This window comes from Streptococcus infantis (assembly GCF_047465525.1).
Classification (GTDB): domain Bacteria; phylum Bacillota; class Bacilli; order Lactobacillales; family Streptococcaceae; genus Streptococcus; species Streptococcus infantis_R.
In genome coordinates this window covers 96,033-113,402 of record NZ_JASGZS010000001.1, presented here as the reverse complement: position 1 = coordinate 113,402, position 17,370 = coordinate 96,033, and the positions used below count along the sequence as shown (strand labels likewise).

13 protein-coding genes are annotated in these 17,370 nt (G+C 37.5%); 1 reads left to right on the top strand and 12 read right to left on the bottom strand.

The annotated features are described in order from the left end of the window. Positions 1–119 precede the first annotated feature (119 nt). From QM374_RS00550 to QM374_RS00525, 6 genes are all read right to left on the bottom strand, one after another. Positions 120–878: an ABC transporter ATP-binding protein gene (locus tag QM374_RS00550; protein WP_414310574.1), complete on the bottom strand. Its 759-nt coding sequence runs from the start codon at positions 876–878 to the stop codon at positions 120–122. After that, positions 875–1,741: an ABC transporter permease gene (locus tag QM374_RS00545; RefSeq protein WP_414310573.1), complete on the bottom strand. Its 867-nt coding sequence runs from the start codon at positions 1,739–1,741 to the stop codon at positions 875–877. The genes QM374_RS00550 and QM374_RS00545 overlap by 4 nt, the downstream gene beginning before the upstream one ends. Positions 1,742–1,802: 61 nt before the next feature. Beyond that, positions 1,803–2,804: a tryptophan ABC transporter substrate-binding protein gene (trpX, locus tag QM374_RS00540; RefSeq protein ID WP_414310572.1), complete on the bottom strand. Its 1,002-nt coding sequence runs from the start codon at positions 2,802–2,804 to the stop codon at positions 1,803–1,805. A gap of 432 nt (positions 2,805–3,236) precedes the next feature. After that, entirely contained in the window at positions 3,237–6,062 is a 2,826-nt protein-coding gene (gene ppc, locus QM374_RS00535) for a phosphoenolpyruvate carboxylase (RefSeq protein ID WP_414310571.1), read from the bottom strand. A 25-nt stretch (positions 6,063–6,087) separates the two neighbouring features. After that, a complete protein-coding gene (gene ftsW, locus QM374_RS00530; protein ID WP_281334969.1) occupies positions 6,088–7,299 on the bottom strand; it encodes a cell division peptidoglycan polymerase FtsW in 1,212 nt (403 codons plus the stop codon). Positions 7,300–7,459: 160 nt separating this feature from the next. Then, positions 7,460–9,823: an SEC10/PgrA surface exclusion domain-containing protein gene (locus tag QM374_RS00525; protein WP_414310570.1), complete on the bottom strand. Its 2,364-nt coding sequence runs from the start codon at positions 9,821–9,823 to the stop codon at positions 7,460–7,462. Between the two features lie 336 nt (positions 9,824–10,159). On the opposite strand from QM374_RS00525, the gene QM374_RS00520 reads away from it, so the two are divergent. Then, complete coding sequence (locus QM374_RS00520) at positions 10,160–10,498, top strand: helix-turn-helix domain-containing protein (RefSeq protein WP_153224722.1); 339 nt, start codon at positions 10,160–10,162, stop codon at positions 10,496–10,498. Positions 10,499–10,545: 47 nt separating this feature from the next. Here the strand turns inward: QM374_RS00520 and prsA are convergent, their stop codons facing one another. From prsA to tehB, 6 genes are all read right to left on the bottom strand, one after another. Next, positions 10,546–11,487 (bottom strand): peptidylprolyl isomerase PrsA, encoded by a 942-nt coding sequence (prsA, locus tag QM374_RS00515; protein ID WP_000728085.1) that lies wholly within the window; start codon positions 11,485–11,487, stop codon positions 10,546–10,548. Between the two features lie 73 nt (positions 11,488–11,560). Beyond that, on the bottom strand, positions 11,561–12,274 hold the full coding sequence (locus QM374_RS00510) for an O-methyltransferase (RefSeq protein ID WP_414310569.1): 714 nt from the start codon (positions 12,272–12,274) through the stop codon (positions 11,561–11,563). A gap of 5 nt (positions 12,275–12,279) precedes the next feature. Further along, positions 12,280–14,082: an oligoendopeptidase F gene (gene pepF / locus QM374_RS00505; RefSeq protein WP_414310568.1), complete on the bottom strand. Its 1,803-nt coding sequence runs from the start codon at positions 14,080–14,082 to the stop codon at positions 12,280–12,282. Positions 14,083–14,100: 18 nt separating this feature from the next. Next, positions 14,101–15,057 carry a competence protein CoiA gene (locus QM374_RS00500; protein ID WP_414310567.1) on the bottom strand — a complete coding sequence of 319 codons (957 nt, stop codon included), beginning with the start codon at positions 15,055–15,057 and terminating at the stop codon, positions 14,101–14,103. 95 nt (positions 15,058–15,152) lie between these two features. Next, positions 15,153–16,301 (bottom strand): hypothetical protein, encoded by a 1,149-nt coding sequence (locus QM374_RS00495; protein WP_414310566.1) that lies wholly within the window; start codon positions 16,299–16,301, stop codon positions 15,153–15,155. Positions 16,302–16,502: 201 nt separating this feature from the next. Beyond that, a complete protein-coding gene (gene tehB / locus QM374_RS00490) occupies positions 16,503–17,363 on the bottom strand; it encodes an SAM-dependent methyltransferase TehB (protein ID WP_414310565.1) in 861 nt (286 codons plus the stop codon). Positions 17,364–17,370: the final 7 nt, after the last annotated feature.

Here is a 17,370-nt window from a genome sequence, read left to right as displayed (position 1 = left end):
TGATTATACTCCAAAGTAAAACTGATGAATAGGAAAAAACAGTAATATTTAAAATTCAACAAAAAACTTAGAAGCAAAAGCCTACTTCTAAGTTTTTTATCTCAATTATTTAAAATCAATTACTCAAACAGTTGATAGTAATCGGAAATTTTCATCTTGGCTTTTTCATCCTTATTCAAATCTTGGATGATTTGTCCATCTTTCATAACAATCAAGCGATTTCCATACTTGAGAGCATCTTCCATATGGTGGGTAATCATCAAAGCAGTCAGATGGTCCTTACTGACAAAGTCATCTGTCAATTCCATCAAGGCCACACTTGTTTTAGGGTCAAGGGCTGCTGTATGTTCATCCAACAAAAGGAGTTCTGGACGTTTTAGTGTTGCCATTAAGAGACTCAAAGCCTGTCTTTGTCCACCAGACAAAAATTCAATCGGTGTATCCAAGTGTTTCTCTAGTCCATTTCCAACCTTCTCAATAGTTGCTTGAAATGCTTCCTTGTAAGCTGAGAGTCTTCTTGGAAACAGACCACGTTTTTCTCCACGAAACTTTGCAATCAAGAGATTTTCTGCAACGGTCATACGAGGGGCTGTTCCCATTTTTGGATCCTGGAAGACACGAGAAAGGTATTTGGCACGCTTTTCTGGGCTGAAATGAGTCACATCCTCACCCATGATACGAATGCTACCACTAGTCAAGGGTAGCGTTCCCGCAATACTATTAAAGAGGGTTGATTTCCCTGCACCATTTCCACCCAAGATTGTAATGAAGTCATGTTCATAAATATCAAGTGAAACATCGTTTAGAATAATCTTTTCTTCGTCAAAGCCATTTGTCACAATTTTTGTGGCATTTTTTAATTCTACAATTGCTGTCATTTGCTTAACTTGACTCCTTTCAAGTATTTATCCTTAAGAGTTGGAATGACTAGACAAGTTGCTAGGATAAGGGCACTGTATAGACGGAGGTAGCTAGTATTAAAGCCGAGAGCAATGACTCCCCATACCAAGAATTGATAACTGATGGAACCAACTACAATAGTAACCAAGCGTTCTGCTAGAGTAAGACTCTTAAAGAGAATCTCACCGATAATCAAGCTGGCAAGACCAACAACGATAACACCGATACCACGAGAGACATCCGCATAACCTTCTTGTTGAGCGATAAGTGCGCCAGCAAGTGCGATTACACCATTTGACAAGACCAAGCCCATAAGCTCCATACGTCCTGTATTGATACCAAAACTACGAGCCATGTCTGGATTATCCCCTGTAGCGATATAGGCCTGTCCAAGTTTGGTATCTAGGAAGAAAAGCATGAGAAGGATAACCAAAGTCACAAAGATTAAACCTGTCAGTAATTGATTAACCTCAGATGAAAATGGAAGAACATCCTGGATTTGTTTTGTTCCTAAGAGCCCAAGGTTAGCCCGTCCCATAATCATGAGCATGATAGAATGACAAGAAGTCATGACTAAAATTCCTGATAAAAGAGTTGGAATTTTCCCTTTGGTATACAATAGTCCAGCTGCTAAACCAGCAAGACAACCTGCTCCTATGGCTGCTAAAGTAGCAAGAAAAGGATTAACCCCTTGGGTAATGAGAGTCACTGCTACCGCTCCTCCCAATGGGAAAGAGCCCTCCGTTGTCATATCTGGGAAGTTCAAGATTCGAAAGGTCATAAAGATTCCTAAACCTAGGATAGCCCAGACCAATCCCTGTGAAATAATAGATATTAGCATGTTTGATTCGTTTCCTTTATTCTAAAAATTGGAGGAGATGTCTCCAACTCCTCCTTTATTCTTATTCGATTACTTGACCAGCTTCTTTGAGAACTGATTCAGGAATAGTGATTCCAAGTTCTTGAGCAACTTTTTTGTTGATCACTGATTTACCAGTTGAGAAGACATTAACTGGTGTATCTGCAGGTTTTTCACCCTTCAAGACTTTAGCAATCATTTTACCAGTAGCAACACCAAGATCGTGTTGGTCAACAACGACTGATGCCAAACCTCCAGCTTCTACCATGGCAGTCGCACTTGGGTAGATTGGTTTTTTAGCTGTTTGATTGCTTGAAACGACAGTTGAGAATGCAGATGCGATTGTGTTGTCAATTGGAATCCAGATTGCATCTACTTTACCAGTCATAACATTAACTGTTGAAGCAATTTCGTTAGTTGATGGAACTGCGAATGTTTCTACTTTCAAACCAGCTTTTTCTGCGTAAGCTTTGAACTCTTCGACTTGTGATTTTGAGTTATCTTCGCTACTTGAGTAAAGAGCTCCAACTGTCTTGACATCAGGAGTCAATGTTTTAATCAATTCAACCTGTTGTTCAGCAGGGTTGTGGTCAGACACCCCAGTGATGTTCCCACCTGGTTTTTCCAAGTTTTGTACAAGGTTAGCACCAATTGGGTCTGTGATAGCTGCCATGATAACAGGAAGGTCTTTTGTTGCACTTGCAAGACCTTGAGCTGCTGGTGTTGCAATACCGACAACGACATCATTTCCATTTGCTACCAATTGTTTACTCATTGTCGCAACCTTACTTTGGTCACCTTCTGAGTTCATGAAGTCGATTTTAACTTGGTCACCTTTATAGCCTTCTTCAGCAAGTCCATCTTGGATACCTTGGTAAATCAAGTCGAGTGATGGGTGGCTTACAAACTGAAGAACACCAACCTTAGCTGTTTTATTAGCTGTCTCAGTTTTAGTTTCTTGTTTCGTTAAGCTAGAATATACCAAGCTTCCTCCAACTACAAGTGCTAATACTACGATAATACCGAGTAGACGTTTGTTTTTCATAATTTTCTCCTTATTTCTTCTTAACTTATTATTTTTTTCAATCACTTATTCAAGCGACGCCATCGTTTGATTTCCATAATTTTCTCCTCCCCATAGAAAAAGTCCTCACACAAAAAACTTGTGTGAGGACGTCGATGCGCGGTGCCACCTCAATTATAGGAACTAGTCCTATCGCTCTTACTCGCTAAAACGAGTTGCACTGTAAGGTGTGCTCACCGAATTCTTATGATTTCAAATTCTTAATAACATTCAGCCCAATTTTCATCACTTCCACCTATCTGTTTCCACCAACCACAGACTCTCTAAAAAATTTCAATGATTACTTTCTGAATGCTTAAATTATATCATTTTACTAAAACTTGTCAAGGGTTTTCATAAAATATTTTAAAAAATTACGAAAATTCCTACGATTTTTGGAAAATGGAGCTTGTATCAACCTGAATTACGTAATCCTGTAGCAATTCCGTTGATAGTTGTATGGATCAATCTTTCTTCATCTGAAGATAGCTCACCACGACGTTGACGCTTAATCAATTCCAACTGAATATAGTTAAGGATATTGAAATAAGGCATGCGGTAGTTGAGACTGTCTTTCAAATAAGTATTTTCTGCCAAGAGATCATCATAGCCTTCGATGGCTAAGATAACGTTCTTGGTCAATTGCCATTCATCTAAGATGGTATAGTAGATTGCTTGGACTTCTTCACTTTCACACAGTTTAGCGTACTCAAAGGCGATGTTCATATTTGATTTGGACAAGACCATATCAACGTTAGATAGGAGTGACTGGAAGAATGGCCAGTTTTGATACATATCACGAAGATATTCGATATTTTTGGGATCTTGGTCAATAAATTCCTTAAAGCTTGAACCAACTCCATACCAACCTGGGAACATAACACGACTTTGTGACCATGAGAATACCCAAGGAATAGCACGTAGACCACCGATTTCAGTGATCGTTTTACGAGCTGCTGGACGAGAACCAATATTGAAACTTGAAATAGCCTTGATTGGACTAGATTCAAAGAAATAATCATAGAAATGGTCATTTCCGAATACGAGTTCACGGTAGATATCGTAACTACGTTCTACTACTTGGTCCATGATGGCTTCATAGCGATTTGACGTATTGGTATCACTCTTCTTCTTGGTAATCATACGGTTGATAGCTGCTGAAACCAACATTTCAAGGTTATAGTAAGCTGCATCCTTGTTTCCGTATTTGTTTCCGATAACTTCCCCTTGCTCTGTCAATCGAATACGATCCTTAATTGACTTGAGCGGTTGAGAAGCAATAGCATCATAAGTAGGGCCACCACCACGGCCAACGGTACCACCACGACCATGGAAGAAGGTTACTTTGACTCCAAATTCATCACCAATAGCAGTCAATTGTTGTTGGGCCTTATAGAGTGTCCAACAAGATGATAGATAACCGCCATCCTTATTACTATCAGAGTAGCCAAGCATGATTTCTTGGTAATTGTTTTTAGAAGCAATCCATTTCTTAGCAAGTGGTAGAGAGAAATACTTTCTCATTGTTTCTTCAGAATGGTCCAAGTCCTCAATTGTTTCAAAGAGAGGAACAATCTGAACACGCGCTTTTTCAGCATCTACCAGACCAACTTCTTTTAGCATAATAGCCAACTCAAGCATATCTGACACACTTGTTGCATGTGAGATAATCGTTTGACGAATGACATCTTCTCCTAAACGATCTTTTAATTCACGTGCTGTTTGGAAAATAGCCAGTTCTTTTTCGAGAAGTTCAGACTTCTCAGCATGAGTTGCAGACAAGATTCGAGGATCTTCTAATAATTCATGCAAAAGCAATTCACATTTTTCATCTTCTGATAAATCACTATAGTGGTCATTGATTCCAGCAGATGCCAACAATTCTGCTACACAGGCTTCGTGGACGCTTGAATCTTGACGCATGTCGATGGAAGCCAAGAAGAAACCAAAGACTTCTACAGCTTCTAAAAGTTCTGCAAATTCACCTGTGAGTAAGGCCTCTGCCTTGTTTTCAAGTAATGAGTCCTTAATAATGTATAGATCTTGCTTAAACTCTTCGACTGTTTCGTAAAATGGTGGACGATCTTCAGCCAGCTCTTGAATAGCTCCTGAAAGTCGATTACTAATATAGTCTGTAATCACTCCTTGTTGATGTCCTTGAGTACCTAGAAGACGTTCAACAGGATGACGTTCATCAGCTGACGAGCCAACAACAGACCATTCTTTTAAATTCAAGAGTGTTTGAATCAATTTGGATTGAATCAAATGAAAGGCGCGGCGATAGGGTTCTTTCTCACGAAAGACTGATGTATCTCCAGACTGAGCAGCCATTTCTTCAACAGCTTTACTAGTTTTTGATAAATTAGTCGAGAGAGAGAAGGTACGATAGAGACTAGAAATCTTGCTAATATAGTAGTTCAAGATCACTTCACTTTGGATAGTAGCAGAACGCATGAGCGTCTCAGCAGTTACAAATGGATTTCCATCACGGTCTCCACCAATCCACATTCCCATAGTAATTGGTTTGGCTTGTTTAAGATCAATTCCTTGTTCTTTTGCTAGACGTTTGTACTCTAGCATCAAGTTAGGGACAGCCTGTAGGAAGGAACTATTGTAGTACTCCATCACATTGGTGATTTCGTTGGTTACTTTTAGTTTCTTCTCACGAATCATATCTGTCTGCATGATAATCTCAATATAGCGACGAAGATCATTATGCCATTTTTCTTTGTTGATGAGTCCCATTCTCACGTCACGATATTTACGCAAAAGGGTATGGATATGAGTGGTCAAATCCAACATACTCTTACGTTGAACCTGAGTTGGGTGGGCCGTCAAAACTGGTACCACGTTCAAGTGTTCAAGAATCTCAGCAGCGTTTTCTTTTTCAGCCACCATTTTTATCGTTGTTGACAATTTACCCAGATAGTCTTGATCGACATTGTTTAGATGGTTAATCTCATAAGCCAAGTCAACATCTTCTGAGATGTTAATTAAAAGAGGCAAAATAGAGAAGTATCTAGAAATGTAGACCATCTCATCATTTGAAAGCCCTGTTACTACTTTATCTAGCCCTTGATAGTCAAGTTTTGAAGAAAGTTCCTTCAAGTGCATAATCTTATCGAAGGTTTCAGCAGGAAGCATATTTTTTGTGATATCTTCCAGCATATCTGTCAAGATTTGAACTTCTTCTTGTACGACCGTTTTGTTACTATAATTTTCTAACTTTTGAAGAGACATTTTTTTCTCCTTGTTATATTATGTCTTAGAGTTGCGCTTCTAATTCGCGATAGAGTTTGGCACGTTTTTCACTGGCATCAATATTCAACACAAAAGCGATGGCTACTGATAGCACCAAGAGACTGTTTCCCCCTTGCGATAGGAAGGGGAAGGTTACCCCTGTTGAAGGGATCAAGCCTGATATACCGCCAATGTTAACGAATACCTGTATCAGAATCATTCCACCAATACCGATTGCTACCATTGAGTTGAAAGGATCCCTTGCTCGAATACCTACCAAAATGATTCGGAGAATTAAGAAGAATAGGAGAGCCAAAATAAGACTAGCTCCTACAAATCCAAACTCCTCTATCACAATCGAAAAGACAAAGTCTGTATGAGCTTCTGGTAGATAACCTCGTTTTTCAATAGAATTTCCTAAACCAAGACCAAACCAGCCACCATTAACCATTGCATAATAAGAATTGGCTAACTGATGTCCAGATCCTGCTAGGTCATTAAAGGGGTTGAAAAAAGCACTGAAACGCTTGGCAACATAACCAAATACGGGAATTTTAGAGAATTTCTCAACACCGATAAAGCGAATGGCTGTTAAGGAAATCATAGAAACACCAGCTAGTAAGCCCAGAATAGTTGTGAACCATCGATAAGCTATTCCACTGATGGTATACATGAGCAAAGATACTAAAATCAAGATGGTTGCATTTCCAAGGTCAGGGAAGATTGCCAAACTACCAATCATGACCAAGAGGACAAAACGCCAATCATTAAAGGCTCTTGGCAACCACTGATTGAGGGTTAAAACTTGGAAGTCATAAACTGCTATCTCATCTTGTTGTTTTGAAAAACGCTGAGCCAAGTACCAAATGATAATAATCTTTAGATACTCTGCTGGTTGAATCGTGATGGGACCAACCTTGATCCAGCCATATGCTCCATTGATGGGACTACCTATTAACCGTGCCAGAGCTAGGAGTATCAGCTCGACAAACATAACGATAAAGAGCAATCGCTCATTACGAAGAAATCCTAATTTTAATTTATAGATTAAGGCTATTAAGAATAAACTGGCTATCCAGAAAATCCCCTGATTTCGCACTAGATATAATGCACTTTTCCCCTCCTGAATAAGGGTCGCACTAGTTGTCGAATAAACTACTATCAATCCTAAAACGGATAACAGTAAATAAGGAATCAAAATGGAATAATTCAGCAGGTGCCTTTTACTTATTTTCATATGTCACCTATCTTTCGGAAAAATATTTTTATTTTCCCTTATTATTTCTAGTTTTACATGCTATTATACCATTTTTTAGCCTAGAAAAAAACTCTTACAGTATAAACATTCGAATTTTACTCAAATATAGCATAAAAAGGGCAGTAACTCCCTTTCTATTTTATCTATATTTTCGTTTTCCTGCTAAAGCAAGTAGTCCAACACTTGCTCCAAGCAATGCGAGGAGATTCGATTCTTTCGTTCCAGTATTTGGAAGTTGTTTCTTAGGTTCTGATTTTTCATTTATAGCTTGTGCAGGCGCTTGATATGTTTTATCGTCTTTAGTTCCTACAGTCACTTTCTCTACTGTGTAATCCACCACATTCCCACGACCGTCTACAACTGGAACTGTTTGGTAGCCTGCTTTTTCAAGCTCTTTACGTTTTTCTTCTGCAAGTGCAACCAAACGTTTGGCTTCTGCTTCTTCAAACTTCGCTTTAGCAGTTTCGTAAGCAGTTTTAGCTTGACCTGCAGCAAGGCTCTTAACTTCGTAATCTACTTTAGCTTCGTTTTGTGCTTTGTAAGCTTCTTTAAGCTCTGTTTCTGCTTTTTCAAGCTCTGCTTTCAACTCTGCCAAACGAGTATGCGCACCGTTAAGGTCTGCAAGCTCTTTTTCGGCTTGTTTAACTTCTTTTTGTGCATCTTGAAGTGCTTTCTTAGCAGTAGATACCGCTTGTGCTTTCGCACTTACATCAGCTTGCAACTTAGTAAGTTCAGCCTCTTCCTGTTGTAACTTATCTTTCCCAAGTTTTAATGCATTCTCTTTATCAACTAGCTCTTGTTTTGCTTTATCTAAATTCTCTTGTTTAAACTTGATATCAGTCATAACTTCATCTTGTGCTTTTTGAGCCAATGCAAGTCGTTTTTGAGCCTCGATCTGAAGTTTTTGAGCTCTAGCAAGTTCAGCCTTTACTAAAGATGCTTTAAATGGAGTTGACTTTAGAAGTTCTAGCCTGTTCTGAATATCTTTTTGAATCGATAAATGTTCCTTATATTCTGATTCTGCTTTTTCCAAGTCTGCCTTCGCTTTAGTATAGTTAGCTTCTGCGGTCTTTAGCGCAGTCAATGCAGATTCATTGCTTACTGTATTATATTGAGTTGAGTTTGAAGGTTTAATTACAGTTTTATCAAATTTTTCATTACCCTTGATTTCTTCATTGACAGTCAAATAATAAAACTCTGTTTTCCCATCTCTTTCAATAAGAGTAAAACCAAAATAATCTTTTCCCGTTTTAAACGAATGTTTCATAAAATTCCAATCAGATGAAACAATTTGATGTCCGATATCTTCAGGAGATTCAAATAATAGCCAAGTAAACGTTTCATATATGTATTTTTTGGCTTCATCTATACTAGACATTTTGATTTTATTATCGCTAGTTACCACACTATAATTAATAGGGGTATAATCATCGATTTGGAGAAAATTGAATTCCTGAGCAGCCCAAATTGTAGTTTTGTCCTTAGCAACCTTATCTGCAACTCCTATCATTCCTTGAGTAGCTACTGTGTCAGGCTTCGCAAACAATCTACGAGCTTGATTGAAAAGATCGTTTGCGAAGAGTGTCAGTTCCTCTCTCTGCTCCAATGTCAAATGAGAAGAATCAAATGGTCTGTGTTTATCCTTTTCAACCGAATGATATTGATTGAGAGATTTATTTTCTGGAGCAATTTTCTTCAGTTTTTCTCTATACTCTTTACTATGTTTAATGAATAGTTCTGGTTGTTTATCATAATCGTATGGATTTAATACAAAAGACTTAAAAGTTTCAACAAAACTATCAGTTAACTTAATCGTATTTTTAGGATTTTGGTTTGCTAAATTTTCTTGCGCTTTGATTAGCTCAGACTGAGTTTGCTTTACTTTTTCGCTCGCGCTAGAAATTGATTGATTAGATGTTGAAACTTTTGTTATAGCTTCAGCTAAGTCATTTTCAGCATTTTTTATCTTTTGACTATGTTTTTCATCTTCAATCTCTGCTTTTGCTAATTCATCACTTAGTCTTTTAACATTAGCTGTTTCTTGTTCTAAAGCTTCCTCAGCTGATTTTTTCTCTTCAGATATTTTAGTCCCATCTAAAATATTTTGTTTCAGCTGTACATTATTTTTAGCTACTAAAACAGCTGATTGAAGTTTTTCAATTTCTTCTTTCTTACCTTCAACTATTTTTTCTTGATTAGATACAGCTTCATCAGATTCTGCTTTTAAAGACTGGGCAGAATTTAAAGCCTCTTCTTTTACTTGAACTTTTGCTTTAGCAGTTTCCACTTTCTTCTCTGCATTTTGAATCGCTTCAGGAGTTGCTTTGTCAGCCTCTTTTTGAGCATCGTCTTTAGCTTGTTTCAAGCTTTCAACTTTCTTTTCTGCTTTATCAGAAGTTTCATTAGCTTGATCCAAAACCTCTTTAGCCTTATCGGCATCTTCTTGGGTTTGTTTAGCAGTAGCACCAAGTTCAGCAACTTCTTCCTTAGTAGGAGTTTTCACTTCTACTGGTTTTGGTGCCTCTTTCTCGACCAATGCTGGTTCGTTTTTAGCATCAGTAATGTTAAACGCTGGCTCAGTTTGAGCAGTACGAACACCACCTGCATTATCTACATTGGGTTCAGCCACCTCATTTGCACTTACAGTTGTTGCAAGGCCCGTTGCTGCTATGGCAGTCAAAGTAATCAATTCTTTTTTCATAGGTTTCCCCTTTTTATTTTTTATACCTTCATTATACCACAATGTACAACTTTTTAAAGTTATTTTATTAAAATGTAACTATTTAAAGTCTAAAAAATGCAGTCGTTTGACTGTATCATGTAAGTAGCGAGGTACTACATGGTCAAAAATAAAAGTAATTTGCAAGACTACATTTCTAAACGCATCCGTTTACTCAGAATAGAAAGAGGATATACCCAAGAACAATTAGAGGAAATGGCTGACTTAGGAACAAATTATGTTTACAAATTAGAAAATCTATCAACAAACTTAAAGATTCAAACTCTAGAAAAAGTCATGGAAGCATTAGAAGTAGATTTAGACACTTTCTTTGATATCCAACTGAAAGAAGAAGACCCCAAAATATCCCGTCTGATTGACGAATTGAAACTTCTTCCTACAGAACAAAGATCTCGTGTACTAGATGCACTACTGCTAATTCTGAAAGAAGTCCAATAGAAAAAAACTATCTACTTTCTAAAAAAGAAAGATAGATAGTTTTTTTATTAGTTTGAGGCGCTACTGCTGCTGTCAGAAGTTGTTTCGCCTTTAATGTATTGTGTAAAGATATTTTGGAAGGCCTGGTCTTTAACTTTAATGTTGGCATCTTGTAATTCTTTACTAATAACACCTTGAACAAAGGTTGCATCATTTTGTTTTTGAGTCAAAATGATTGTTTTAAGTTTTTCTTTATAATCATCCAAGTTTGAAGATTTTTCTGACTTCTTCGTCAACTTAACAATGTAGAAACTACTTGTATAAGCTTGAGTTCCTGGAGCGGTGATAACATCTGAAATTCCGTTGACATCAAGCGCAAAAGCTGCTTTCTTAACTACGTCTGGTAATTCTGTTGATGCAGAGTCAAAGGTGATTTCTCCACCATTTTCTTTTGTCTTTTCGTCTGTAGAATTGTCTTTTGCAAGTTGTGCAAAGTCAGCTCCAGACTCTTTTGCTTTGGCAAGAACTTCCTTAGCCTTATCTTCACTGTCAAGTTTAATAATTTGAGCCGTTACTTCTGGAGTATACTCTTCAAAAGCTTTTTTGTAGTTTTCATCTGTTAATTCAGCTTCAGCGGCTTTCTTAACAGCATACTCAACTAATTTACTTGTACGAATTTGAGCTTTACGGCTTTCTGCAGTCATGCCTGAACGGGCGAGAATCGTTTGATAGCTATCACCGTATTTCTTTTGTTCTTCTGCAACTGCATCATCTACTTCTTTATCACTTACTTCTGAACCATATTGTTTTTCAAAAACTTTTTGAATGGTCATATTCAGCAAGACTTGTTGAGCAGTAGCATTATTTTTGACTTCTTCAAAGAATTGATGCTCAGTAATAACATCGCCTTTCATGCTAATCAAGTCAGTTCCTTCAGAACTGTTTGAACAAGCAGCCAAAGTGGCTACTGACAACAATGTGATGGCTCCTGCCATTAGTTTTTTCTTCATGTTTACTCCTTTTGTTCACTAAATAAAGGTTTACCTTATCTATTTTACCAAATTGTCTTAAAAATATCTGAAATCAATCAATATCAGGCAGTTCTACTTCTGCTTGATTTTTTCTCAGCATGAGAATTCCATCTCCAAGAGGAACCAAAGTAGCGGTTAATCCTGGATTGTCCAAAGTCGCATCAAAGAGTCGTTGCAAGCCACGATAGATGGTTCTTTGTCCTCGACGGACTTCCATGATATCCCTAGCAATATCTCCTCCTTGGAAAATATCATCTAAGACAACCACTCCACCTACTTCTAGGTGTTTGAGGATTTCTGGTAGAAAAATGATGTACTTGGACTTAGCAGAATCCATAAACACAAAATCATAGGTCTCTGTCAACGTTGACAGGACATCTACCGCATCACCTTCTAAGAGAGTGATTTGTTTGCGTTGATCAAATTTTGCAAAATTTTCCTTGGCAAAACCAATCATCTCAGGATTTCGGTCAATAGTGGTGATTTTTGACTTGGGTGAATGCTCTGCCATTAAAAGTGCTGAAAATCCAATCGCCGTACCAATCTCTAAAATATTTTTTGGTTGAATAGTTTCCATAAGGAAACGAAAGTAAGCGACGGTTTCATGAGGAATGATGGGAATATTTTCCTTGCGAGCGAACTTCTCTAATTCCTTGAGTGAGCCAGTCACCTGCTTTTGTCTGTGACGCATGAACTCGACAATCTCATGCTTGACAACAGGACGTCGCATGTTATGATTGGCATTTTTACTATAAGACTTTACCATCTGCCTTATGCCAATCCTAATTTTTCAACAAGGGCTTCAAATTCATCCAAACGGCGTTCAAAGACTGCAAAGGCATCGTTGAGGTAATCTTCTTTTTCCATGTCAACACCAGCTTTACGCATGATATTGAGTGGATAGTCTGACTTCCCTGCTTTGAGGTAGTCGATATAGCGCTCACGATCATCTTGGCTACCATGAACAATCTTTTCAGCCAAAGCTGAAGCTGCTGCAAAGCCTGTTGAATATTGATAGACATAGTAGTTATAGTAGAAATGCGGGATACGAGCCCACTCGTACTGGATTTGAGGATTGTCTTCCTTGCTCAAACCATAATATTCTTGGTTCAAGTCAGCATAGAGATTGTTTAGGAACTCACTTGTCAAGACTTCACCATTTTGGTCAGCTTGGTGAATAGCATGTTCAAATTCAGCAAATTGAGTTTGGCGGAAGACTGTTCCACGGAAACCATCTAGGAAGTTGTTGAGAATTGCAAAGCGTGTTGCATCGTCTTGAACTTCTTGCAATAATTTTTCTGTCAGGATGTTTTCATTAGTAGTTGAAGCAATTTCTGCCAAGAAGATTGAGTAATCTCCGTATACATAAGGCTGAGTTTCACGCGTATAGCTAGAATGCATACTATGACCTGTCTCATGTACAAGGGTAAAGAGATTATCCAGGTTATCTTGCCAGTTAAGAAGCATAAAGGCGTTGGTATCATAAGAACCGCCAGAATATGCACCTGAACGCTTGCCTTGATTTTCATACACATCAATCCAGCGTTCGCTGAAGGCACGTTTAACACGGCTCAAGTAATCCTCACCAAGAACTGCCAAAGCATTTTCTGCTTTCTTCAAGGCTTCTTCATAAGTAAAGCTGTATTCCACTGAAGACAATGGTGTATAGACATCGTACATTTTGAGGTCTGGAATACCAAGAATTTTTGAGCGAAGAGCCAGATAACGATGCAATAATGGCAAGTGCTTACGAACAGCAGATACTAGATTGTCATAAACACTTTCTGGCACAAAGTTTGCCGCAAGAGCAGCTTCACGCGCACTCTTGTAGTTTCGAACCTTTGCACGATAGTTTTGCACTTTAACATTAGTCTGCAAGGTTTTAGCGTAAGTGTGCTGGTATTGCTCATAAGTAGCATAGAGGGCTTCATAAGCTCCACGACGAACCTCACGATTTTTAGATTCTACCAAGCGCATATAAACGCCGTGTGATAATTGAACTTCATTTCCATCTTCATCTTTAACAAATGGAAAGACGATATCTGCATTATCTAAAATAGCAAAGGTTTCACTAGCAGCACCGAAGATTTCACCAGCACCTGCAAGCAACTCTTCTTCACGTTGTGAAAGGACATGGTCCTTATTTTGCAATAGTTTATCAAAGAAGTGTTTATAAGGCTGGAGTTTTGGTTCTTCTGCTAAAAAGTTTTGATACTGCTCTTCTGTGATTGCCATAAATTCAGGCTCATAGAAAGAGAAGACTTGATCAAGTTGACTATAAAGAGTCATGGCTTTTGCATAGTATTCTTGATATTTAGCAACTCGTGTATCCTGGTCGTTTTTCATATGTGCATAGACATAGAGTTTTTCAAGACGACGACTCAAGTCCAGATAACGCTCTGTAATATCAAGAAGACTTTCTGCACTATCCAAGAGATGTCCTTCAAGACTAGCTGCTTGTTTTGTATCTTCCGTTAAAAGGGCGAGTTCTTCTTCCCATTTTTGGTCTGTTTCAAAGATCGTTGATAGATCCCATGTATCTTTTTCATTGATTTCATTTCGTTGTAATACCATAAGTTTCCTCCATCCTTTCTATTTTACCATATTTTTTAAGAAATATTGCTGATAAAAGGCAGGTGGATAAAGCTTTTGTGTGTCAATTTTGGGATTTAGTTGATAATAAGCCTGAAAATTATCGTAATAGCCCTGTAAATCTACAGTTATCTGACAAAAATGACCATGTTCTATCGGCCTTACTTGGGGATACCAGTCCTGAGTCTTCAAATTTAATAGGTTTTCTCCTCTCAAGTAAGCTTGGGCTTGTTGTTTCATCCAATAGGGGTTTTGATAATAGAGCTGTTTTTGAATGTAATGACAAATGTTCCTATCTTGTTCAATCGAAAAAGTGATAAGATTTTGTTGATGATAAGGAGTCCGTAATATTTCTAGAAGATTTCCTTTGTTATAAAAAAATTCCTTGACCTGATAATGGAGTTTCCCTTTCAAATCTTGGTGAAGGAGGTACTTGAGCCTCAAAACTTGTCTTTTATGGTCTAACTCCCAAAGATAAAATCCCATATTATTACTAAAATAAAGAAAATCTCTTTGAAGTTTAGTTAGTCGCTCTTTTAGCCAGAGCTTTTCTCCCAGTAGCCAAAGAGCTTGAATTCCCAAACTTCGATAACCATTGCTTCTCTCCCGTAAAAGTTCACAAGAAATAGGACTACACTGAACTTCCAGTGCTAATTGCTTATTGATGAGGATATCTGCGATTTGCTTAAGTTCAGGAATCGGATATTCCATTTCTACTTTAGCATCTTTCTTAGCCCAATTAAAAAGTGCCACCTTATTCTCTAAATGTTCTGGTCCTTCGTTCTCATGATAAAAATCACAACTTTTTAAACTTTCATGCGCAAAATGAGTTCTTACATTTTTTCCTATTTTCAAGCGAACACTCGTTCCACAAGCTGGACAATAATAAGCTTGTTTCTTTACTTCTTTCTCTAACGCGTTGATTAAATGACCTTTTTTATCTCTAGCTAAAAACATATATCCCCCTTTTCTACTTTATTCGGAAAGGATAAGAAAAAGGCTAAGAAAACCAGCCTTTCCATTATATTTTTAGAATAATCCTTTAATCCAGCTCATATTTTATGCTTTTTGATCTGTTTTTGTAACATGGGAATCAGATTTGAAATTTGATCTTGTTTAATCACCAATACACCGTACTCTTGACAGCGATGGTTATATACGGGATTAATTTTTCCAGAGCAAACAATTAATTTCAAACAAGTCTCACCAGCAAAATGATTGGCATATACCTCTAGTTCATTAATAGCTTCTACAGACAAGTCTGTCATTTTACAAGATATAAAAATAATGGATTGACCTTTACGGAGGACAACATCAATTTCATTTTGTACATTATCAACTTCAGGGAAAATACCATTCCAGTCAATTTCTGCCCCTATCATACATTCATCAAAATACTCTGACTCTATCGCTAAAAGATAGAGATATAATTCTAAAATATGACCTTTTGTGCGACAGAGCAATTGTGCCTCAGAGCTAGAAAAAGTGTAACTAATATGTTCGGAACTTTCCGCATCAATATGAATCAAGTTAGCTTCTGTTAGTAGAGGAATCATTGATTCTGGATATGAGTACCTTTTTCCGTTACTTTCCAAAACTTTTACTGTTTCAGCATGAAAATCAATTGTTTTAGCTAATGCAAAGAATTGAGTAATCTGATACCATTGCTCTGGGTTTAAAATTGCATAGTTGGCTAGTTTTTTGATGGTAATAATTTGTTTCGGACTATATTTAGGTTGTTTCGATTTGATGAGTTTACCACCCCGTAAGGCCATCAACTGTTCAATGGTCAGACCAGGAATTACTAACTCTTCCTTTTCCACCTTCCCCATCTTCCATTTGAATTGTTTTCCTTGCTCAATATCAATTGCAACAATCGGTAATTGCTTTTCCAAACCATACTGATAAAGGAAAATAGCTAATATCGAATCTCCTCCAAAAACATCTAAAGTCACTGAATCATAATTAGTCAAGAAAAGATTCAAATCATCCGTAATCTTATCTAGGCTTATTTGCCGAAAATGCACTTGTTTTACATGGGAAACTTGATCCAGCAAAAAATGCTTCAAGGACAACCTTTCTTCTTCTGTAATTTTTTTCAGGGAGAGAAATAGAACCTCGTCACAATCACAAATAAAAGTCTGATAAACATTTTTCTCGATAGTGTGATGATCAAAAAGTTCGACTAAAAGACTCGGCATGTCGCTACCTCCCTATTAAAGACTTATTAGTAGTATGGAAAATTTAAAATTTCTTATTGTAAACTTCATAGAAATACGGGTTAAGAGATTATCTTTAGCATTTCCTACACATCTAGTATAGCATAATTCAGTTGATTGGCCCTCAAGTCTTTATATAAAAAACGAATAGAAATTGATAGCTTTTCTATTCGTTTTAAGATTTTATTTTATCTTTTTAGCCAACATAGTAGCAAATCGTAGTTGGATACGATTGCCATTTTCATCACGACGGTGCAAATGACCAGGATTTTCATTGTATTTAACCAATTCCCAGTCCTGGTAGTAATTTGCTAATTCCCCCTCTTTAAAGGTAAAGGGAAAATTAACTGAACATGGATAATCTTCCGTATCCATGGCACAAACAATCAAATTGTAGCCACCAATAGAGGTTTGTTCTTGCATGTTTCGGATAATAGCTGGAATGCGATCTGCTTGTAAAAACATGAGAACAACCGTTGATACGATAAAATCGTAAGTTTGTCCAATGCTAGCTGAATTGATATCGTAGATACCGACAGGCATTTCTAAATCTTCTTGTTCCACAATGCTTTGCAAGATTTCAAGAGATAGCTCATTTTGATCTACAGCTGTGACATCAAAGCCATGTTGAGCGAGAAAGAGTGCATTTCTTCCTTGACCACAACCCAAATCTAGTGCCTTACACGGTTTTACCGTCTTCATAGCTTCTAAGACTTCCGAATGAACTGGATTAGTATTGTATTTCTTAGGGAAATAATCCTCAGGTTTACAATAAAATTCCAAGTACCATTCTACATCATCTGTAGCAGCTTCTACACGGTGCCAGGCTTGAGGCTGAGCCATGGGATTATTGGCACCCGCTTCAAAGAGGTGCTCAACTATAATTTCTCCCTCTTCAGTTAATTCAATAAATTTAAGGGTTCCTTTTAATACAGTGATTTTGCCCCAGGTTCCAACCTTAGTATTGTGTTTTCTTTGAACACCTTCAGGCATGGTGTCTTTATTCCAGACAGGCATGCGTTTATAGGCAACTAGTTTTTCCATTTAGTTC